The 21,508-nt window shown below is 38.1% G+C and carries 20 protein-coding genes and 2 rRNA genes; 15 read left to right on the forward strand and 7 right to left on the reverse strand.

Going from position 1 to position 21,508, the window contains the following annotated elements; genetic code table 11:
* The 3 genes from ACFQRG_RS00005 to spoIIP form a co-directional block, all read left to right on the forward strand.
* Nucleotides 1-84: ribosomal RNA gene (locus tag ACFQRG_RS00005) — 23S ribosomal RNA — on the forward strand; the annotation flags it as partial.
* Nucleotides 85-170: 86 nt separating this feature from the next.
* Nucleotides 171-286, forward strand: a 5S ribosomal RNA gene (gene rrf, locus ACFQRG_RS00010).
* A gap of 216 nt (nucleotides 287-502) precedes the next feature.
* Entirely contained in the window at nucleotides 503-1,645 is a 1,143-nt protein-coding gene (gene spoIIP, locus ACFQRG_RS00015) for a stage II sporulation protein P (protein WP_380962330.1), read from the forward strand.
* 89 nt (nucleotides 1,646-1,734) lie between these two features.
* On the opposite strand, the gene ACFQRG_RS00020 is transcribed toward spoIIP, so the two are convergent.
* From ACFQRG_RS00020 to ACFQRG_RS00030, 3 genes are all read right to left on the reverse strand, one after another.
* Nucleotides 1,735-2,379 carry an HD domain-containing protein gene (locus tag ACFQRG_RS00020; protein ID WP_380962332.1) on the reverse strand — a complete coding sequence of 215 codons (645 nt, stop codon included), beginning with the start codon at nucleotides 2,377-2,379 and terminating at the stop codon, nucleotides 1,735-1,737.
* Between the two features lie 138 nt (nucleotides 2,380-2,517).
* A complete protein-coding gene (locus tag ACFQRG_RS00025; RefSeq protein WP_380962334.1) occupies nucleotides 2,518-3,567 on the reverse strand; it encodes an oxidoreductase in 1,050 nt (349 codons plus the stop codon).
* A gap of 5 nt (nucleotides 3,568-3,572) precedes the next feature.
* Complete coding sequence (locus tag ACFQRG_RS00030; protein WP_380962336.1) at nucleotides 3,573-4,337, reverse strand: DeoR/GlpR family DNA-binding transcription regulator; 765 nt, start codon at nucleotides 4,335-4,337, stop codon at nucleotides 3,573-3,575.
* 280 nt (nucleotides 4,338-4,617) lie between these two features.
* Between ACFQRG_RS00030 and ACFQRG_RS00035 the strand changes: the two genes are divergently transcribed.
* From ACFQRG_RS00035 to ACFQRG_RS00045, 3 genes are all read left to right on the forward strand, one after another.
* The gene (locus tag ACFQRG_RS00035) at nucleotides 4,618-5,721 is read left to right on the forward strand and encodes an AI-2E family transporter (RefSeq protein ID WP_380962338.1); all 1,104 of its coding nucleotides are present in this window, start codon (nucleotides 4,618-4,620) and stop codon (nucleotides 5,719-5,721) included.
* Nucleotides 5,722-6,074: 353 nt separating this feature from the next.
* Nucleotides 6,075-7,295 (forward strand): MFS transporter, encoded by a 1,221-nt coding sequence (locus ACFQRG_RS00040; protein WP_380962340.1) that lies wholly within the window; start codon nucleotides 6,075-6,077, stop codon nucleotides 7,293-7,295.
* A gap of 118 nt (nucleotides 7,296-7,413) precedes the next feature.
* The gene (locus tag ACFQRG_RS00045) at nucleotides 7,414-8,391 is read left to right on the forward strand and encodes a bile acid:sodium symporter family protein (RefSeq protein ID WP_380962342.1); all 978 of its coding nucleotides are present in this window, start codon (nucleotides 7,414-7,416) and stop codon (nucleotides 8,389-8,391) included.
* 178 nt (nucleotides 8,392-8,569) lie between these two features.
* Here the strand turns inward: ACFQRG_RS00045 and ACFQRG_RS00050 are convergent, their stop codons facing one another.
* Both ACFQRG_RS00050 and gloA2 read right to left on the reverse strand, forming a co-directional pair.
* Entirely contained in the window at nucleotides 8,570-9,229 is a 660-nt protein-coding gene (locus ACFQRG_RS00050) for a hypothetical protein (protein ID WP_380962344.1), read from the reverse strand.
* A gap of 18 nt (nucleotides 9,230-9,247) precedes the next feature.
* Entirely contained in the window at nucleotides 9,248-9,637 is a 390-nt protein-coding gene (gene gloA2, locus ACFQRG_RS00055) for an SMU1112c/YaeR family gloxylase I-like metalloprotein (protein WP_380962346.1), read from the reverse strand.
* Between the two features lie 166 nt (nucleotides 9,638-9,803).
* On the opposite strand from gloA2, the gene ACFQRG_RS00060 reads away from it, so the two are divergent.
* Nucleotides 9,804-10,709, forward strand: coding sequence for a serine hydrolase (locus ACFQRG_RS00060; RefSeq protein WP_380962348.1), 906 nt, complete (start codon nucleotides 9,804-9,806; stop codon nucleotides 10,707-10,709).
* A gap of 25 nt (nucleotides 10,710-10,734) precedes the next feature.
* Here ACFQRG_RS00060 and ACFQRG_RS00065 read toward each other — a convergent pair whose 3' ends face one another.
* A complete protein-coding gene (locus ACFQRG_RS00065) occupies nucleotides 10,735-11,667 on the reverse strand; it encodes a CPBP family intramembrane glutamic endopeptidase (RefSeq protein ID WP_380962350.1) in 933 nt (310 codons plus the stop codon).
* Nucleotides 11,668-12,072: 405 nt separating this feature from the next.
* Here ACFQRG_RS00065 and ACFQRG_RS00070 point away from each other — a divergent pair, with 405 nt between their 5' ends.
* From ACFQRG_RS00070 to argH, 7 genes are all read left to right on the forward strand, one after another.
* Nucleotides 12,073-13,224 (forward strand): thiolase family protein, encoded by a 1,152-nt coding sequence (locus ACFQRG_RS00070; protein ID WP_380962352.1) that lies wholly within the window; start codon nucleotides 12,073-12,075, stop codon nucleotides 13,222-13,224.
* 128 nt (nucleotides 13,225-13,352) lie between these two features.
* A complete protein-coding gene (locus ACFQRG_RS00075) occupies nucleotides 13,353-13,790 on the forward strand; it encodes a MaoC/PaaZ C-terminal domain-containing protein (protein ID WP_380962354.1) in 438 nt (145 codons plus the stop codon).
* A 208-nt stretch (nucleotides 13,791-13,998) separates the two neighbouring features.
* The gene (locus ACFQRG_RS00080; RefSeq protein ID WP_380962357.1) at nucleotides 13,999-15,006 is read left to right on the forward strand and encodes a BadF/BadG/BcrA/BcrD ATPase family protein; all 1,008 of its coding nucleotides are present in this window, start codon (nucleotides 13,999-14,001) and stop codon (nucleotides 15,004-15,006) included.
* Nucleotides 15,007-15,076: 70 nt separating this feature from the next.
* Complete coding sequence (locus ACFQRG_RS00085) at nucleotides 15,077-16,375, forward strand: extracellular solute-binding protein (protein WP_380962360.1); 1,299 nt, start codon at nucleotides 15,077-15,079, stop codon at nucleotides 16,373-16,375.
* A gap of 75 nt (nucleotides 16,376-16,450) precedes the next feature.
* Nucleotides 16,451-17,365 (forward strand): carbohydrate ABC transporter permease, encoded by a 915-nt coding sequence (locus ACFQRG_RS00090; protein ID WP_380962363.1) that lies wholly within the window; start codon nucleotides 16,451-16,453, stop codon nucleotides 17,363-17,365.
* Nucleotides 17,366-17,393: 28 nt separating this feature from the next.
* Nucleotides 17,394-18,221: a carbohydrate ABC transporter permease gene (locus ACFQRG_RS00095; protein ID WP_380962365.1), complete on the forward strand. Its 828-nt coding sequence runs from the start codon at nucleotides 17,394-17,396 to the stop codon at nucleotides 18,219-18,221.
* Nucleotides 18,222-18,296: 75 nt separating this feature from the next.
* A complete protein-coding gene (argH, locus tag ACFQRG_RS00100) occupies nucleotides 18,297-19,805 on the forward strand; it encodes an argininosuccinate lyase (protein WP_380962368.1) in 1,509 nt (502 codons plus the stop codon).
* 70 nt (nucleotides 19,806-19,875) lie between these two features.
* On the opposite strand, the gene deoD is transcribed toward argH, so the two are convergent.
* Nucleotides 19,876-20,604: a purine-nucleoside phosphorylase gene (gene deoD / locus ACFQRG_RS00105; protein ID WP_380962730.1), complete on the reverse strand. Its 729-nt coding sequence runs from the start codon at nucleotides 20,602-20,604 to the stop codon at nucleotides 19,876-19,878.
* Between the two features lie 446 nt (nucleotides 20,605-21,050).
* Here deoD and ACFQRG_RS00110 point away from each other — a divergent pair, with 446 nt between their 5' ends.
* Nucleotides 21,051-21,449 (forward strand): DoxX family protein, encoded by a 399-nt coding sequence (locus ACFQRG_RS00110; RefSeq protein ID WP_380962370.1) that lies wholly within the window; start codon nucleotides 21,051-21,053, stop codon nucleotides 21,447-21,449.
* Nucleotides 21,450-21,508: the final 59 nt, after the last annotated feature.

Consider the following 21,508-nt stretch of genomic DNA (forward strand, 5'->3'; position numbering starts at 1 on the left):
TAGATGATGAGGTTGATAGGTCTGAGGTGGAAGCGTGGTGACACGTGAAGCTGACAGATACTAATCGGTCGAGGACTTAACCAAAATACAACATGTCTTATATTCGCTACTGGTTTTGAAGGTTCAATCTTCAATTAAGTAAAAGTTTGTCATAAATAACAAACCAATAGTCTGGCGGCAATGGCGAAGAGGTCACACCCGTTCCCATCCCGAACACGGTCGTTAAGCTCTTCAGCGCCGATGGTAATTGGGGGCTTCCCCCTGTGAGAGTAGGACGCTGCCAGGCATATTTATTTAAGAGAGATGGATTTCTAAAATTCATCTCTTTTTATTTTGAATTAAATTGAGGCCATTGACGAGTATTGTCAATGGCTTGTTTTAATTGGAGGCCATTTTTAATATATATCCCTTTTTAAAATGAAAGTTTAGCAGAAAAAGATTTCCATTCATATTTCATAGTTTTTTTTATATAGATAATATAAAAGGCTATGAGGATGATGTTATGATAAATAAACTATCAAAAAATAAGTTTAATTTGAAAAGGTTTTTGATGTATCTTCCGATTCGGATTTTGATTATATTTATTTTAATCTCCCTTTTAACAACTGAACATGCGCAAGTTTATTTATCATTTCCGCAGGTTAAGCAAGCTTTATCGCCAATTAAGTCAGAAGTATTTTTGGATTGGATGAGCCAGGAAAGTCCTTATATAAAAACAGTTCTGCCCAAGAATTATGAACCTATCAACTTATCAAAGCTGTCATTTGAAAGACTTACTCATATTGAATTAAATGATCCAAGAAGTCTATTAGGAAATGAGCTTCCAGGGTTTTCAATTTATGATACTAATATATTTGTTGCTGGCGAAGGGACAAACTTCTCAAATGTACCGCAAGAATCACCGCCGCCGCCGGATTATATTACGAAGAACAGCGGTAAGGGATCGAATACAAATTCTGATCAGCCAAAGGAGAAAAATGGACAAGTTTTTATTTATTCAACGCATAGTTGGGAATCCTATTTACCGTTACTTGGTTTGACAGGTGATCCAAATGCGGATAAGGCTACTAGCCCGAATACAAATGTTCATAACGTCGATGGATGGCTTCAAGACGATCTTAAGAAAAAAGGAATTAAAACAGTTATTAATACAACGAATATGGGAAATGTATTAAAAGAAAAAGGATGGGGATACCCGCAAGCTTATCAAGCATCTAGACCAATTTTGCAACAAGCGGTTAAGAGCGGAAAAGACTATAAAATATTTATTGATGTTCATAGAGATTCCTCAAGAGGGAATTTAACAACAGCAACGATTAATAATAAAAAATACGCCCGGATGACTTTTGTTATAGGGGAAGAAAATCCAAATTACGAAAAAAATCTTGAATTGGCTAAAACATTGAACCAATATCTTGTAAAGAATTATCCTGGATTATCACGGGGTGTTTTCGGTAAGAAAGGTGCCGGAAATAACGGTGTCTATAACCAAGATCTGTCACCGCATGCTATTCTGATAGAAATAGGCGGTGTTGATAATAATGAACAAGAACTTAAAAGAACAGTTCAGGCATTAGCAAATATGATTAATGATTATTTCAAAAAGAACAATGATAAACAGCCTGTATCAAAACCTAAAAATTAATAGCTTGTAAATGATATAAAAGCGCATGATTTTGAAGATATTAAGAATAACTTCAAGCATGCGCTTTTAATATTAGGTAAAATAACCTCTTAGACCTCGTCCCATTCCTTAAAAAACTGGTTTAAAAAGTTTTCCATAAAACGGTGTCTTTCAGCAGCCATTTTCCTGCCATAATCGGTATTCATTAAATCTTTCAGCTTTAAAAGTTTTTCATAAAAATGGTTGATTGCTGTGCTATTGCCTGAACGATATTCTTCGTTTGTCATGTTTGTTCTTGGAGACAGCGCAGGGTCATAAATCAACTGTTCTTTTGCACCTGCATAGGCAAATGTCCTTGCAATGCCAATTGCCCCAATCGCGTCTAAACGATCGGCATCTTGAACGACTTTTCCCTCTAAAGTTTTCATTGGAGGACGGCCGCCGCCTTTAAATGACATTGTCGAAATAATATCTATAACATGGTTGCGCGTATCTTCATTCACATGATTGTCGATAAGCCAATGATGTACCTTTTTCAAACCATATTCCTCGTTTTTGTTGAGTTTTTCATCTGCGATATCATGAAGCAGCGCTGCTAATTCACAAATAAACAAATCGGCTTTTTCAGCTGTAGCAATACGTTTGGCATTTTGGGAGACACGATGAATATGCCACCAATCGTGTCCGCTTGGATCATCCTTTAATTGCTGATAGACAAATTCTTTAGCGTTATCAATGATTTTTTGTTGGTTCATTTGAACTTTAACTCCTTGCTTAATAATATTATCTTTTTAAACAAATTGGAAGTCTGTAAAAAGTTTGTTATAGAACATAAAATAGGCAACGGCCCTCTCGAATGACTGACATGAGATCCATTGCCTATAATCAATTAATTAGTTTTCATTAAAATATACAGCTCTTTTTTCTTCGCTGCTTTTAATAGCCGCTTGAATGGTTTCAATCGTTTTCAATCCTTCTTCCGCGGTTACTGGAGACGGTTTACCATTACGGATATGGTCATAAACTTGTTTGTAATAGGAAGTATACGAACCTGGAACTGTTTCAATCGTTTTTTCAATATCCTGTCCATTTTCGCTAATAAATAAATGGCCGTACCATTTAGGTTTATCTTTTCCCCAGTCATTTTCAGTCGGTTTTTTACCTGTTTTTAATGCCGCTTCCTGTCCATCAATGCCATATTTAATAAAGCTGCCTTTGCTGCCATGAACTTTGTATCTTGGTCCTTGCTCCTTAACAATTGATCCTGAATGCAGAATGACTCTTAGGTTTTCGTAGCCCATAATGATGTGGAAGTAGTCATCTGTTTCTGCATTCTTCCTTTGAGCAAATACATCAGCGAGTACAAATTTTGGTTCGCCAAATAAGTGCAGAGCTTGGTCGATAAGATGGGAACCCAAGTCATAAAGCATACCGGACCCTTTACCCGCTTTTTCCCGCCAACGATTTCTTACTTCTGGGCGAAAACGGTCGAAATGGGCTTCATAAGTGTTGATTTCTCCTAGAACATCATTCGAAATTAATTGTTTGATCGTCAAAAAGTCATTATCCCATCTTCTATTTTGATAGACGCTTAACATACGGTCGTTTTCTTTAGCTAATTGAATAAGCTCTTCTGCTTCTCCGGGATCTATGACCATAGGTTTTTCTACAATAACATGTTTTTTAGCTGACAAGCTCTGTTTGGCCATTTCATAGTGGAGAGTATTCGGTGTTGTAATGACGACGAGTTCAATGTCTTGATCGCTTAAGACCTTTTCCAGATTTTCTACGACTTCAACTTCTCCTAAATCGTTCTGCACTTTTTCTTTATTAGAAGACATGACTTTTGCAATTTCGTATTCTTCTAATACTTCAAGTAATGGAGCATGAAAGGTTGCTCCGGAAAATCCGTAACCGATTAAGCCTACTTTAATTTTTTTCATTATATTCACTCCGTTTCTTCTTCAGAGATAATTAATTCAATATGATGTTCTTTAAAACACTGATTCATTTCTTCGGTCGGCAGTTGATCCGTTATAATAATGTCAATATCTGATAATCCGCATACATGATGGAAAAAGTTTTTGTGAAACTTTGTATGATCGGTCAGTAAAATGACTTGACGAGCGGCTTTGATCATCGCTTTTTTTACACAGGCCTCTTCTTCATCAGGAGACGTTAATCCTTCAAATCCAATACCGCAAGCACCGATGAATAATTTATTTACTTTATACTTTCCTATATTTTCAGCGGTATAGGGTCCGACAAAATTCCGATGGTACGGATTAAACTTTCCCCCAGCCATATAGATAGTTATATTAGACCGGCTGCTTAAAATATTTACGATATCAATGGAATTGGTTACAACCTTTAGTCCGCTGCTCTCCACATAACGAGCAGCAAGCTCTACTGTTGTTGACGTGTCCAGGATGAGGGAATCATGATCATGAATGAAATTGCAAGCCTTTTGTGCAATCTTCTCTTTTGACTTAGATATTTCTCTTTCACGATAGCGGGCAACCTGATAGCTATGAGAAGGGAGAATAGCTCCGCCTTTGATCCGGACAATTTCACCGTCTTCTTCAAGTTTGACAAGATCACGTCTTGCCGTATCACGTGAGACCTGAAAAAGGGTCATGATTTCATCAAGACTCATTTCATGATGAATATTTAACCACTTTTTAATTTGTTCCAATCTCTGCTTTTGAGTCATTGATTCACCTCACACGGTTATATTAGACATGATAAGAATAATACAATGGATGTATGATTTCAAGCAAAAAACTTAGTCTGGTAATTTGATTTAATTATTTTGTTTATAAGGGTGCAATAAAACCTTATATGCTGCTTTAATATAGAAATTTTTATGTTTTTAATACCGAAGAAGTAGGAAAAATAATAACTTTTGCTATAATAGAAGCAATACACATTTAAGTGACAGGTAATTTTTGGTTAAAAATGATAAGGATTAAGCTGAGGTAAGGGGAGCTGCAATGCCACAATCTAAATACTTCCGTTTAGGTATATGGATACTTTTAATATTTGCTATCGTTCTTCTCGGGTCGCATATTTCTTTTGTGTTCAGGCCAATCGGCATTTTAATCACAACTTTATCGGCGCCGATTATCATTGCCGGGGTTCTTTATTATATTTTAAGACCGATTGTCAATTTGTTATGCAAGATTAAAATACCGAAAGTGGCGGCTATTTTATCCATTTATTTAGTGTTTGTTTCCTTAATTGCGGTCCTTGTTATAACCATTGGACCTATCTTACAGCAACAGTTTATGTCATTAGTCAACAGCGCGCCGCAATTAATTAATGAGCTTAGCCAACAGCTCGATGCTTTGCAAAATAGTAAAATTTTAGAGCGTTTTCAAGATGGGACAGCATTTTCTATAACAAATATCGTTAATCATATTTCTAAAACATTGACGAAATTTACAGCATCGATTGGTACAAATATTATTGACATTATTACTTCAATTACAAGTTTTATTATAGTTATGGTTACTGTGCCGTTTATTTTGTTTTATATGTTAAAAGACGGGAGCAAGCTTCCGCGCGCCGTTTTAAAACTTATTCCGAGCGAACACCGAAAAGAAGGGGCCATTATTCTAAAAGACATGGACCAGGCGCTCAGCGGCTATATTCAAGGGCAGATTTTAATCAGTTGCTTTGATGGTATTTGTATTTATATTTGGTACCGGATTATCGGCTTGGACTATCCGCTAATATTGGCGTTAGTTGCTGTGTTTACCAATGTTATTCCATTTATTGGACCGGTGATCGGCACAGTTCCAGGTGTCATTGTCGGCTTTATACAAAAGCCCATGATGGCTGTTTATGTCGTCATTGGGGTGGTTATCATTCAACAAATTGAAAGCAACCTTGTTTCCCCTCAAGTGATGGGAAGGAAGTTAGATGTCCATCCGTTAACAATTATTCTTATTTTGCTGGCAGCAGGGAATATTGGCGGTTTTGTCGGGCTCCTCTTAGCCATCCCGACCTACGCCGTTTTAAAAGTGGTCGTGACGAGATCTTATCAGTTGTACAGGTTACATAAGAAAGCGACTGCGCAGAAGACTGACGTATAGGACCGCTTAAAATACTCGGATCCCGCTGAAGATAACATTGTCTTTTAAATCAAAAAGTAATTTTTTCCAAAATGTAAAAGGTTACTTTTTTTCTTTTGATTACTGATTGCTTAGCAGATAAGGCTGTAAAATTCATTGGACGGAAATAATGTTTCAAAAGAATTAATACCAAGAATCAGCAAATCTTAGTTTGTTAATTAAGAGGTAAACATTATCTGGAAATATGCAGCCATTCCCTATGAATTAAATAAAGCTTTGAATTGAGGGGCGTTTATTCATTACTTTAACATGGTATAATTGTTGCGCAATTAAAATTTTATAACTTCATAGAAATAGAATAGGAGATGAAATTGTTGGGGAGAAAGTCAATTATCGTTTTAATAATGGTGTGGCTGGCTTTTCTTTTTTCTTTTGTTGACCGTTTGTCTTGGCCGCCAATTATTCCATTAGCTTCAAAGTCGCTTGATATTACGAATGCCGAGGCGGGTAGTTATATGACAGCTTTTTATATCGGCTATGTGATTACCCAATTGCCAGGAGGGTTATTGACAGATCGTTTTGGTTATCGAAAGGTCTTATTAGGTTCTTTTTTAATTATGGGCTGCTTTACTATGGGGATGGGTATGATTCATACATATCTTGAAGGTTTTATCATGCGAGTGCTGGCAGGACTTGGCTCGGGAGCGGTATTTTCAGCATGTGTAAGGGCTATTTTTGACTGGTTCCCGTCAAGAGGGCGGACAACCGCAATGGGATTTTTTATGACAGCATCTTCTTTTGGGCTGACAGTCGTTAATATGTTTGTTCCCTCAGTGGCTAAATCTTATAGCTGGCATACATCATTTGTTGTGGCGGGACTATTGCCAATTGCAGGATTGATTTTATCCTTCTTTTTATTAAAAGAACGGACACATGAAACACAGCAAGCTCAGAGAAAATCGGCTGTGCAATTTTGGAAGGAAGTTGCAATACTTTTGAAAAACCGAAACCTGATGCTGACAGGGTTGTCAGGGTTTTGCGCAATGTGGGCAACGTGGGGGACGGCAACATGGGCAAACGCGTATATGAATAAAGGTTTACACATATCCTTGGTAGAAGCGGGAGCTATCATGTCAGTTTTCGGTCTTGCGGCGATCATATGCAAACCAATTATCGGGATCTTATCAGATTTATTAAGATTGCGCCGAAAGACAATGTTATTTTTTACTCTTATTTTCTTTGGTCCTATACTCATATGGTTTGAGTCCACGACTAACATTAGTATGCTATACATCATTGCGGCTCTTATGGGGATCGCAGCGTATATTTACAGCCCGATTATGAATACTTATATCGGTGAACTGGCCGATTCCGGGATGGTTGGAACAGCAACGGGGCTTGTTAATACTATCTACCAATTAGGTTCACTTTTTTCACCGCTTGCTGTCGGCGCCGTAATAGATGCAACGCATAATTACTTATACGCTTTTATAACATTAGCTGCCGGGCCGGTTTTGGCCGCCTTGATCATTTTACTTGTCAATGAAAAAGTTGCTGACAGGCAGCAAGCAGTAATAAAATCGAAAGTAAATTAAAAAATTAGGATTACTTTTGGGTACTCCTGTTGAACAGGGCTGAGGGAAGCTCTCCGCGAACCTACGGGAGGATTTGTACAACAATAATACAAACTTAATACATGAGAGAAGGATTTACGTGTTGCAGCAACTTAATCGACAACTCGAAAAATGTATGCCGCTTATTACACCGATAAGTGTTGTCCTAGGCATTTTGTTGACACATGAATTTAAGTCTTTTCTATTTTTAGTTCCTTGGATTTTTGCATTTATGACCTTTACAGGGAGTCTAAGCTCCAATTTTAAGCATTTAAAAGAGGTTATCACTCATCCCTTTCCTGTACTCGTTGCATTAGTTATTTTACATATCTTAATGCCGCTTTGGGCACTGGGCATTGGTCATATTGTTTTTAGCAAAGATTCATTAACGGTGACCGGTCTGGTATTGGGTATGGTTATTCCATCAGGCATTACCAGCTTTATCTGGGTATCCATTTACCGGGGGCAGATTCCTGTTGCTTTGTCTATTATTTTGATTGATACACTGCTTTCGCCTCTAATTGTTCCATATAGTTTGTCTTTCTTTGTTCACGAGAAAGCGGCTATCGACGTATGGCCGATGATGAAAGATTTATTAATTATGATTGTTATTCCTTCAGTGTTAGGCATGCTTTTAAATCAATTAACAAACGGAAAAGTAAAAGATACGATTGGTACCCGCTTAGCGCCGTTTTCAAAGGTTTGCATGGGGATTGTCGTTATGATAAATGCTTCTGTGGCGGCGCCTTATCTTTCTCATATAAATAAAAAGTTAATTTTAATCGCATTTATCGTGTTTATTATAGCTGCCAGCGGTTATTTATTTTGCTGGATTATCGGTAAATTATTAAGATGGGACAGGGGAATGATTGTCACACTGATTTATAGCGGGGGTATGAGAAACATTAGCGCAGGATCTGTTATAGCTTTAACCTATTTTCATCCGCCCGTTGCAGTACCTGTTATTATAGGTATGCTCTTTCAACAGGTGCTGGCTTCATTTTACGGATATATGCTCCACATTGTTTATGATAAAAAAGAAGAACAATATGAAAAAAGGCTTAGAAAAAGTTCTTAACTTTTCTAAGCCTTTTTTATACGTTAGGAAAGTATAAATTGGCACCAGAGTTGTCGATTCGACGTAGGGGCCAATTTTAAGTTCCAAGTATAAGCGCAACTAAGCCTCTGTCTACGCCTTTCAGGCTTGCCAATCGGCAAGTTTTCTTTATAATCATTAAATTACTTCTAAGATAACCTTATTTAAGATTATCTAGGAAACTTTTTATATACTCGGATAAAAATTTTAACTGATTTCCTATATAAGTGCTTGTCTCCAGCTCAACTTTTTCTGCCGCTGGAACCATTGACAATTGAGCTGCAGAGACAGCCTTATTCGGATTTTCTTTTATAAGCTCACCAAGTTTAATTGATACTTGCTTGATATATTCTTCTTTCTTGCCTTTCATAATAAGTTCAAATGTGTTTTCTAATAGAACAGGCTTAACTTGAATAGTTTTTGTTTGCTTTTCTGCATATCTATTAAGCTGATCTATTGTGCCTTTAATGGTGCTTGGATTAGTAAACACCATTAATTGGGGATTTTGATTTTCGCAAATAAATTGGAACAACGGTTCATCAATTTTAATAATTGGAATCGGATAAGAGAGTTTATCTGGTATATGAGCTGTAAAAAGTGTGCAAGTGACAAGGATAGCATCAACGTGACATTGTGAAATCCAATCCAGGGTACTTTTGATTTTCCTATGTATAAATGTTTCTGTAAACGCCGAATCCATTTTCATACAATCTAATCCAGGATCGACAAAATGAATTAATTCAAATTTGTAAGGTTCAATCGCTTTTTCGATATATTCAATATTAGAATAGTGCGCGTGAAAACAACCGATTCTTTTCATAGAGTAATCTCCTAAACATTAATTTTCATATATTTCTAAAGGCAAATCATCAGGATCCCGGAAAAAAGTAAATTTTTTGCCGGTTAGCGGATCAAGACGAATCGGTTCCACAGGAATCCCCATTTCCTTTAAATCTCGCACGCTTTGTTCAATATCTTTAACTTTAAATGCTAAATGACGGAGTCCGCAGGCTTCAGGATTTGTCACTCTTTCCGGAGGATTTTTAAAGGAAAACAGCTCAATCTGATCACTTTCGCCAACACGCAGATCGCATTTATATGATTTTCTTTCTTTTCGATATGTCTCCTCAATAATTTCAAAGCCAAGCTTCTCTGTATAAAAAGCTTTTGATTTTTCATAATCTGAACAGATGACGGCAACATGATGAATACTTGATATGTTTAACATTTATAACCTCTTTCCGGGGTCAGACCCCTTCAAATTGTGGATAGTGTTAATAATGTGAATAAATTACGAGATAATTAACTGAATTGTGGTAAAATTGACTAAGAATTCATTGATATCTATTAGTAATATTTATCTTATCATTTTTATAGAGAAAGGAGATTTAAAAATGTCATTACAGGAAAATTTACAAAAGGCTTTAATTGGAACTTCAGGAACTTTTGGTGTGGCAGTCAAGCATTTAGAAACAGGTGAACAAGCGCAAATTAATGGACATGATTTATTTCAGACTGCCAGTGCTTGTAAAATAGCCATTCTCGCTGCACTGTTTAATGAAGTTGAAAAAGGTCATTTAAGGCTTGAAGCACGGTTACAGATTAAACCAGATGATCCGGTGCCAGGTTCCGGTGTGTTGCAAAAGTTTGACAGCGGTTTAGAAGTCAGCGTCAAGGATTTAGCGACGATGATGATTATTGTAAGCGATAATTTAGCAACCGATAAAATTTTAGAATTAGTAGGAAAAGATAAGGTTAATCATTTTACAAAAGCGCTGAACTTGCAAAATACTCACTTGGAGCATTCCATTTGGGAATTGTTAAGCTTATATGCAGGTATAAGTCCGAAACCAAAAAATAAAGAGACTTACAAGATGCTGGATGAGGCCGTCGAAGCCCCTATTAAACGAATGAACAGTGAAATATTTGACATGGGTCTCCCTAATAATGTCTCAACACCTGTAGAAATGAATGCCTTATTGGAACGGATTGCCAATAAAACAATTATATCAGCTGAAGCCTGTGAGCAAATGATTGATATTTTAAAGAGTCAGCAATTTGGCCATCGAATCCCCTATCTGCTTCCTGACGAAGCTATCACAGCTACTAAAACCGGAACAATTGGCAGCGTTGTAAATGATGCAGGCATTGTTTATATGGCGAATGATAAAGGAAGATTCGTTATATCAATCTTTTCCCGGGATAATTCATCTCATATCGAAGCGGAACAAACCATTGCCCAATTAACAAAAGTCTCCTATGATTGGTTCACAGAATGTTCACAGGGTCAGACCCCGTGAACTGTGGATAACTGTTAATGAAACATTACTCTGCCAATTCTTTTTGAACTTCAAATGAATGATTTAAAGTTTTTTTACGGTTCCACCAAAATAATACAAAAAGATTAATGATAACAACGATCGTTGTTAAAAGGCCAGCTTCCGGGCCAAAATGACCTCCGTTTAATAACCATTGATGGGAATTTATTTTTGTTATATACAGGCCGTGAGTTTCAGTACCGCTTACATGAAAACCAAAGACACTGCCTTGAAAATAATTCCATGTAATATGGAAGCCGATAGATAGCCATAGTTTACCTGTTGAAATATACATATAAGTAAAGAGCACGCCAACTAATGCGATATTGATAATGCCTACAGCGGCTACATTAGGGTTGATAAGGTGAGTACAACCGAAAATAATAGCTGATACAGTCATACACCATAATTTATTATTACCGCGCTGCAGCATTGTACCAATAATATAGCCTCTAAAGAAAAGTTCTTCTGCAATGCCTACTAAAACATAAAGTAATATATCCAAAAGCAGGTACTTTGAGATATGGGGGTGAATAATAGAATTAGCTACATCGACTGCGCCGAGGATTCTAAGAAAAATAAAAATAAGTGTCATAGATAAAAAGCCGAGTAGCAGACCTAAAAGAATTTGCCTGACACCTTTATAGAAACCGAATCCTATATTTTTAACCTTTGCCTTATTAAATAATTTCCAAGCGATGATAACTGCGATAATTATGCCTATTTCTTGCGTTATATTTAACAGATAATACGATGACATATCATTAGTAATCTTTTCTATTTCTAATGTTCGGCTGGAAGGATTATATTGACTAATAACCATAATAATGGTGGCTGGAATACTCAAAACCATAGAAAAAGCCAAGGCGAGAAGACCGGTAAAACTAATTAAATACCCCGACCTTATTTGACCGTTTTTATTTTTAAATACCGTAGTCATTTATGTATGCCTCCTAAGATAAAGAGAGCTGTAAAGTAACATTAAAAAGAAAAATTCTTATTGAAACAAATCAAAAAGCTGAAAAGAAACTTGATAGTGTTGTCTTTATATTACCATAAAGGCGAAAGACATCCACTGCTGTTATTTATATCCATATGTCATTTTTCACTTATTTAATTGGCAGGTGAAAGTATGGCATTAAAACATAGGTAAGCGTAAGCAGGATTTGATCAAATAATAAAGAAGTAAAAATAAAATTAATCTATTAATCTTACAGCATTTTTATTCAAGGAAGCGAGTATAGATATTTATGATAGGGTTGCAGATATTGACCAAGTTTTTTAAAAGTTTTGCAACTAAACATGCAAAGTGCAAATCCTGAAAACGGAAAGGGAGTAAAAAATAATGCGAGAAGTCGTTATTGTCGAGGCCGTTAGAACGCCGGTTGGAAAAAGAAATGGCGCTTTAAGCGAAGTTAGAGCGGAAGATTTAGCAGCCAAACCTTTAAAAGAAATTATAAGAAGAACAGAAATTTCTCCTGAAGTTATTGATGATGTTATTTACGGTTGTGTGTCCCAAGTGGGCGAACAAGCTTTCAACATTGCAAGAATGGCAGCTCTGATTGCGGATTATCCGGTAGAGGTACCAGGAACCACAGTTGATCGTCAATGCGGATCGAGTCAGCAGGCGGTTCATTTTGCGGCGCAAGCAATAGCGAGCGGTGATATGGATGTTGTTTTAGCCGGCGGAATAGAAAATATGTCACGGGTACCGATAGGATCAAATAGGAAGGGTGTCGGCTTAAGCGATGAATTAACATCCCGTTATGAAATCATTCATCAAGGTTTATCTGCCGAGCGTATTGCAGATAAATGGGGTTTCAGCCGTAATCAAATGGATGAATTCTCGTTGCAAAGCCATGAAAAGGCTATTGCCGCTCAAAAGGAAGGGCGGTTTGATAGAGAAATTATGCCTGTGGAAGCCATTCTCCCCGATGGTACAAAAACGATGATAAAGAACGATGAAGGTCCTAGATCAGATACGAACCTCAACAAATTAGCGAGCCTTAAACCGGCATTTCGGGAGGATGGCACTATCCATGCCGGGAATTCAAGCCAAATTAGTGATGGATCAGCGGCTATTTTGTTAATGTCCCGTGAAAAGGCGGAAGCACTTGGCTTAAAACCTCGTTTTCGTGTACTGGCGCGTACGGTTGTCGGTTCAGATCCGACTATGATGCTTACCGGTCCAATACCTGCAACTCAAAAAGCACTGAACAAAGCCGGCCTTTCTATTAAGGACATCGATATTTTTGAAGTCAATGAAGCCTTTGCTTCGGTACCTATGGCCTGGCTGTCAGAAACAGGTGCCGATCCAAATAAATTAAATCCAAATGGAGGTGCAATAGCCATTGGCCATCCGCTTGGCGCAAGCGGTGCCAGATTAATGACGACGTTGATCCATGAACTTGAAAGAAGCGGCGGGCGCTACGGTCTGCAAACAATGTGTGAGGGACACGGTACAGCTAATGCAACAATTATTGAACGGTTCTCATAAAATATTATTGTCAGTTTTTGCCGTGATATCTTGATATGAATCTTTCAAAATATACTTACACGCGGATAGAAAAAACACAACTTGATCATTCTCATCCAAGATAACTATAGTACAAATGGAGGTAACATATGTTTGCGAAATACTTAGAACAATATGAAATTGGTGAAACATGGACTTCTAAAGGCAGAACGATTACAGAGGCCGATCTCGTTAATTTCTCATCTTTCAGCGGCGATTGGTTTCCTTTGCATACGGATAAGGAATATGCAGCAAAAACGTCATTTAAACAACGAATTGCCCATGGGATGTCAGTCCTTTCTATCGCTACGGGACTTATTTTACTTGAACCGGGAATCGTTGAGGCTTTTTATGGCATGGATCATGTACGCTTTACTAACCCGACATTTATTGGGGACACCCTTCATCTGGAAATGAGTGTTTGCAATATACAGGAAAAAGACAATGGAAAGGGAATTGTCAGCACGGAAATGGAGATTAAGAAACAGACAGGAGAGACAGTAGCCGTTGCGGTGGTTAAGATGTTAGTAAATAAAAGTAAAGGTTAAAAATAGTGGCCTGTTACCTGAATTTAAAGGTGGCGGGCCATTTAACTTTCGTAAATATAATAGGGCTTAAGTATATAATCATAAATTATTTAATAAACATTACTAAGCCTCTCTTGTACCATTTTATTTTTGAAAGGGGTCTTAGGGCTATGGAGAATACCCTGTCAATTGTATTGAATGACCAAATATATGTAAAGGAATTATAAAGATGATGTTAAATATTCCAATTCTTGCAATTGATGCAGGAGCAAGCTTCAGCAGTGCCGCTCTCTGTGACTTAAATGGAAATATCATTTCATACGCCAAAGGCGGTTCATGCAATTATCAAAATATTGGTATCAAGCAAACAAGGGATACCTTTATTAGTATACTTTCTGCATTGATCCAGCCGCTGCATAAAAAAATTCATGTCGAGAAGGCTGTCATCGGTATAGCCGGGTTGGATACGCAAAAAGATAATACGATCATTTCCGAAATTCTAAGAGAATCTTTCCACAAATTAGGGATTGATGTTAAGGATATCATTTTAAAAAACGATGGTTATATAACGCTGCTCGGAATACTGGGTGAACGGGCGGGAATTCTTGCGGTTTCAGGGACCGGATCGGTTGTTTGGGGAAAGACTGAAGGCGCCGGCATTGTGCGGGCAGGCGGTTGGGGCCATCGGATTGGTGATGACGGCAGCGGGTATTTTATCGGTCATGAGGCGCTTCGTCATATTTTTCGATCTATCGATGGTCAGGATCCCCCATCTGCCATTTGCAAAGCTGTATTAGAAACTTTGCAGCTGCCAACCACCGATGAGCTTTTATCATGGATATACAGTACATCTTATTCTGTGGAAAAAATTGCATCACTCGCTCCAAGCATCTTTAAATTGGCACACGCAAGAGATCCTACCGCAATGGCAATTTTACAAAGAGCGGGGCAAGGTTTGGCTGACACTTGCATGACCGTCATACAAAAATGTCATCTTGATAACGACCATTTTGAAATAATTGTTGCAGGCAGTGTTTTGCAAAAAGACATATTTGTATATGATGCTATGCTCAATGCCATTAAAGAAAAATACGAGAATTTTACCGTTCATCAACTCGAAAGCGAACCGATTTATTGTGCCCTTCTACATGGGCTTCGCAGTTTCGGCAGCTGTACAAATAAAGCGATGATCCGCTGTCAAATGGATTTATGTGAATGGGAATCTAAAATATTATGAGACTCCTCATAAATCCTTAAAAAGAAAGATTAACGGCTTGCACTCTCTGAAAAATTGAAAGGGTGATTTAATGAGAAGGCATTTATACAAATTTTTGGCAGTTCCTCTTGCAGTTATTCTTCTTTTAGCAGCCGGATGCAGTAACAGCAATACTGGTTCCGATTCAAAAGGTAAGGTTACCATTACCTATTGGCAGTATACCTTCCCATCTAAAGTTAAAGAGATGAACACACTCATTCAAAAATTTGAAAAGGAGAACCCTGACATTAAAGTTGTTGCTCAAGATTTCCCTTATGAAAAGTACAATCAAAAAATTGCCGCGGCGATGAATGCGAACAAAGGACCCGACATTATGAATCTCTATTACGGATGGCTGCCGCAGTATGAGAAAAAAGGGTACATCCAGCCGATTCCAGAGGATTTTATGAGCACGAAACAAATTGATCAATATTATATTCCAATGGTGAAATCGTCAAAAATTCATGGTAAATACTATGGATTGCCTACAGCCGTTCGATCGCTTGCGCTGTTTTGGAACAAAGATTTATTTAAAAAAGCGGGTCTTGATCCTAACAAACCGCCTAAGACTTGGGATGAACTTATTCGAGATGCTAAGAAGATGACGAAACGAAAGTCTAATGGACAATATGAGCAAGAAGGTTTTGCTTGGAATGTCGAGGGCCAAGGCTATCATACTTTTGAAGAAGTGTTTCTTCGCCAGTGGGGCGTAACACCGTTTAGCAAAGATGGGAAAAAGGTACAATGGAATGCTTCTCCAAATGGATTAAAGGCTTTTAAATATTGGATCAATATGACCAAGAAACATCATATTGGCGATCAGAATTTTCTTCAAAACTATAATACTGCTTTCCAAGCAGGTAAAGCTGGTATGATGATAGATGGGTCGTTTGATATCGCCGCGATAAAAGATGCCGCAAAATTTAAATGGGGTGTCACAACTTTACCAGTTCGCAATGAAGGCGGCGTCAAGTCAAACTTTGGGTCTTATTGGACGAATAGCATCGCCAAAGGTGTAAACGGAAAGAAACTAAAGGCGTCTGAAAAGTTTTTGAAGTTCTTAACTTCTGAACAAACCCAGAAAGAATGGTTAGATAAAGTCGGCGAGCTTCCAGCTTCAGCTTCGTTAGCGGGCGACAAGTCAATAACAAGTGACCCTGTATACGGGCCGTTTGTCAAAGGGCTAAAAGATGCCCACGCAACTTTCTTTGTTGACGAGGAAAAGGAACGGAATGATATTAATAACGCTATTCAAATGATCTTGCTTAAAAATGCACCTGTTGATAAAACCTTTGAAAATTTAGTAAAAAGCCAGCAGGCAATTCGTGACAACTATTATAACAGCCAATAATAAAACAAGATAGTAAATGAACGCTTGATGATTAATATCATTAAGCGTTCAACTGACTTGAAAGGAAGAATGGCCATGTCAGATTTAATGAACGGTCAGATGAGAAAGGCAATGACGTTAAAAACAAGGCGTACTTTGATTGCCTATTCATTCTTGACCATTCCGCTGCTGTTCTTTTTATGTGTCCGAATTTTTCCTACGCTCTATGCGTTTTCGATGTCATTTTCACCGCAAAATGGTTCAGGTTTCACGCTTGAAAACTATATTCATCTCGTCGGTGATAAAGTATTTTGGCGTTCTGTTATGAATACACTTCTTTATGTTATTATCACTGTCCCCATACAGATGGCAATTGGAATCATCCTTGCTTTAGCCATTGAAAGAATTCAGCGGCTGCGGTGGTTTTATCGGATTGTCTATTTTATACCTTATATTACATCTATCGTCGCAGTGAGTTGGGTATGGCGGCTGATGTATGATCCGAATACTGGGTTTATGAATGAAATGTTAAGCTGGTTTCACATTTCTCCCCAAGGATGGCTAACCGACCCATCAGAAGCGCTTATTTCCGTCAGCATCATGATGATTTGGCAAGCGATGGGTTTTTGCATGTTAATTTTTATGGCCGGATTAAAAGCTATTCCTAAACAGCTTTATGAAGCGGCACAAATTGACGGGGCCAGCAAATGGCGGATGTTTTGGCGAATTACATTTCCTTTGTTAAATCCAACAATCATTTTTTTGGCGGTAACAGGGGTTATTACGGCGCTTCAGACCTTTACGCAGATCCAGAACTTAACGGCAAGCAGCAGCGGCGATGCCGGCGGCCCCCTCAATAGTACATCAAGTATGGTTATTTACATGTACAATTCAGCGTTTAATGATTTTAATATGGCATATGCTTCCGCGATTACTGTAGCACTATTTATTCTGATACTTTTTGTTACTTTGATTCAGTTAAAGGTCCTAAGCAAAAACTTTGAATACTAGAGTACAGTTTTATAGGAGGTGACTCGTTTTGAAGAAAAGTATAGATATTGCCGGCCTTTTGATTCACATCTTGTTATGGGCTGGACTTATTGTTGTTGCTTTTCCTTTTGTATGGATGATTTTATCTTCTTTTAAAAGCTTGCCGGATTTTTATAATTTTTCTTTTTTACCAGATAAGATTGATTGGTCGGGTTATAAGTATATCTTTGAAGAAACGGGTTATTTGCACTGGTATCTTAACAGTATCATTGTGGCTGTTGTCGTTACTGTCAGCTGTCTCATATTTAATTCTTTGATTGGGTATGTATTGGCAAAGTATAGATTTCCCGGGTCAAAGGTGATATTTATTCTTATTCTCAGCACATTGATGATCCCGACGGAACTGTTGGTTATTCCTTGGTATGTGATGGGAAGCCGGCTGCATTGGGTCAATACATACTGGGGCTTAATGCTGCCTGGGATGATAGAGGCGTTCGGGGTTTTCTTGATGCGGCAATTTATGCTGAGTATCCCCAATGACATTTTAGATGCAGCCCGTATTGATGGGATGGGCGAATTTAAGATTTGGTGGCGTATCGTACTGCCGCAAGTCAAACAGGCGCTGGCAGCCATGGGAATTATCACTTTTCTGGGAAACTGGAATGCTTACCTGTGGCCGGTTATTGCAACCTCAAGCGCTAATATGCGGACGCTGCCTGTCGGGATTTCATTGTATTCGACAGCTGACTCGGGTGGTATTCAATGGAATACGATTATGGGAATGAGTACGTTAGCTGTTATCCCGATGATGATTGTATTCTTAATTTTCCAGAAGAAGATTGTTGACGGTATTTCATTAACAGGTGTAAAAGGATAAATAATCATGTATTTTAATTCTTGAAAAATATAATCCTATGGAGCTTGATGGAAGTGTGAATAAAGGAGTGTCACGGTGTTGTTAGAAAATGATGATTTCATTAAAGCAGAAGGCTCTGCGTTTCCGGGACGGACTTACGTCAATGAATTATTAAAACCTATTTTTTACGATCAGCGGGATTATCTATTCGATGCGATGTTTTCCTTGCATAAGGCTCATGTTGTGATGTTAAAGGAACAAGATTTATTGTCTGCGCAGGATACTAAAAAAATCCTTTGCGGGCTGGAAAAGTTGACGTCTGTGAAGCGGGAAACACTAGCATATGATCCGGATTATGAAGATTTATTTTTTTTGATGGAGGCGAAACTCGGCAAGATAATCGGTGATGAATTGGCAGGGAAAATGCACATTGCCCGCAGCCGTAACGATATGGGGGAGGGGATGTATCGGTTTGTTGCCAGAAAATACATTTTAACATTAATAAATGATGTTAATTGTTTAAGTGAAGCGCTTCTCATTCAGGCTGAAAAACACATTGAAACCGTCATGCCTGCTCATACCCATACACAACCCGCCCAACCGACAACCTTTGGGCACTATTTAGCAGCTGTCTTTGATAATTTACATAGAGATGAGAAGCGTTTATGGTCAGCCTATCATACTGTTAATCAATCGCCGTTAGGAGCCGCCGCGATTACGACAACGGGATTTTCAATCAACAGGGAACGATTGGCAGAATTGCTAGGTTTTAAGGGATTAGTCGAGAATTCTTATGATGCGATTGCCACAGGCGATTACTTATCAGCGTCCGCTCTATCCATTGTTAGTCTCATGGTTAATACCGGACGCTGGGTTCAGGAATTTCTTAGATTGACGACAAAGGAAGTTGGCTTATTGAAAGTGGCGGATCCCTATGTGCAAATTTCAAGCATCATGCCGCAAAAGCGGAATCCAGTATCGATTGAGCACTCCCGGGCGCTTGCCAGCAGCGCTCTTGGAGAGGCAATGACAATTGTTCAGATGCTGCATAATACGCCGTATGGAGATATTGTCGATTCAGAGGATGATCTACAGCCCCATCTTTACAAAAGCTGTCATAAAGCTTCCCGCGCCATTCGGTTAATGAATGCTGTCGTTCGGACAATGACTTTTAACGTTGAACGCGCGGCTAAAGAAGCCGGCAAAAATTTAATAACGATAACAGAATTAGCCGATGTTTTAACCCGTAATCATGGGTTGCCTTTCCGTAAGGCACATCATATCGCTTCGCGGATTGCTGTAAAATCATCAGAAAAAAAGAAAGAGTTATATGAATGGCGTGTTGATGAAATTAATCAGTTTTTAGATGATATCAAATTAACGGAAAATGAATGGAAAGGGATTGTTAATCCAAAAATTTTTGTTAAGAGGCGTTCTGTCCGCGGCGGGCCCAGTCCATCCGAAGTCAAGCGGATGATTGATAATCGCAAAGTGACGCTAAATAAGAGAATTAAGAATTATAATGAAACAAAGAAAGAGTTAAAGAAGGCTGAAGAGCTGTTAGCGGGTTGCACGGCATTATACATGAAGGCGGATTCCAAATAAAGGGGTGAATGATCACCCCTTATTTTAAAGGGTTAAAGTATAAGTACAACTAAGCCTCTGGCTTCGCCTCTTAAGGCTTGCGAATCGACAAGTTTTCTTTAAATGCGGTTTCCAAAGAAATATGAATCATATCGTTAAAAGTCGTTTGACGTTCTTCCGCCGATGTTTCTTCACCTGTAAAAAGATGGTCGCTGACTGTTAAAACAGTTAAAGCTTCTGCACCGTATTTAGCAGCTAATGTATAAAGAGCTGTCGTTTCCATTTCAACGGCAAGAACACCGTAGTCGCCCAATTTTTTCATGATGTCCATATTATCCCGGTAGAAAATGTCTGATGATAAGATATTGCCGACCTTAACGTTTAATCCTTTTTCAACAGCGGTATCGTAAGCTTTTTTCAGCAAATCAAAATTTGCACAAGGTGAATAGTTAAACCCTGGGAAAGTTTGCTGATTCACATGTGAATCAGTACATGAAGTCATTGCAATAATGACGTCACGAATTTTTACATCAGGCTGAATGCCGCCGCATGTACCAACACGAATTAAACGTTTCACACCATACTCGCGAATGAGTTCGTTAACATAAATTGAAATGGAGGGGATCCCCATACCTGATCCTTGAACAGAAATACGCTGTCCCTTATATGTACCGGTAAAACCTAACATGCCGCGGACTTCATTATAACAAACAGCATCTTCCAAAAAATTTTCCGCAATATATTTAGCGCGAAGCGGGTCGCCGGGCAATAGAATTGTATCTGCAATGTCGCCTTTTTTTGCTTCAATATGTACACTCATTTTCTTGCCGTATCCATAAGTCAAGATACAGCTTTCACCTCCCATTATGTATAAAGTAAAACTTTCATCAGTGGGGTTTTGTTACTCCCTACTAATAGATAGTTGAACTTATCAGTGATTACTATCCGTTATCTCCCGCCTAAACGTCAATGATTCCTAATGTTTTAAGAGGTGTCTTACGGACAGTTACACCGGGGTAAAAAACAAACAACTATCTTTATTTTATTTGAAATTCATAATCATAACAATATTTTTCGATATTGTTATTTATAATTAGCTGTTGACAAGAAAAATAATCTTGAATATAATATATCTTGAATTCGAGATAACTAACTTCTAAAAAACAGAACTTATACCTTAATCTTAATTATAAAGGATGTCATTTACCAAATTTTTTAAGTATTTACCTCGAATTCGAGATTAAAACAAAAAGAAAGGTGATTATAATGATAAATCTTGGCTTATTGATCATTCGTTTAGTAATTGGACTATCTTTTATAGGTCATGGGACACAAAAGTTATTTGGTTGGTTTGGCGGCCATGGCATAAAGGGTACGGGAGGCTTCTTTGAGTCGATCGGTATTAAACCAGGGCTGGCTATGGCCATAATGGCTGGTTTATCAGAGCTTGTTGGCGGTGCATTGTTTACGCTTGGGTTTTTGACTCCGCTTGCCTCTCTCTTGATTGCAGTTACAATGGTTGCCGCGATTATTAAGGTGCATGGTAAAAATGGTTTTTGGGTAACAGAAAACGGATTTGAGTTTAATTTAATCTTAATAGTTGTTGCCATTGGTGTTGCTTTAATAGGCGCCGGGGATTATTCACTGGATGGACTGATATTTTAGATACGAGTCATTTTTTCATAAAAGTCAGGAAAGAACCCTTCAAATTAAGGGTTCTTTCT

Origin of the sequence: Scopulibacillus cellulosilyticus, from assembly GCF_042665295.1 — a bacterium.
GTDB lineage: Bacteria > Bacillota > Bacilli > Bacillales > Sporolactobacillaceae > Scopulibacillus_A > Scopulibacillus_A cellulosilyticus.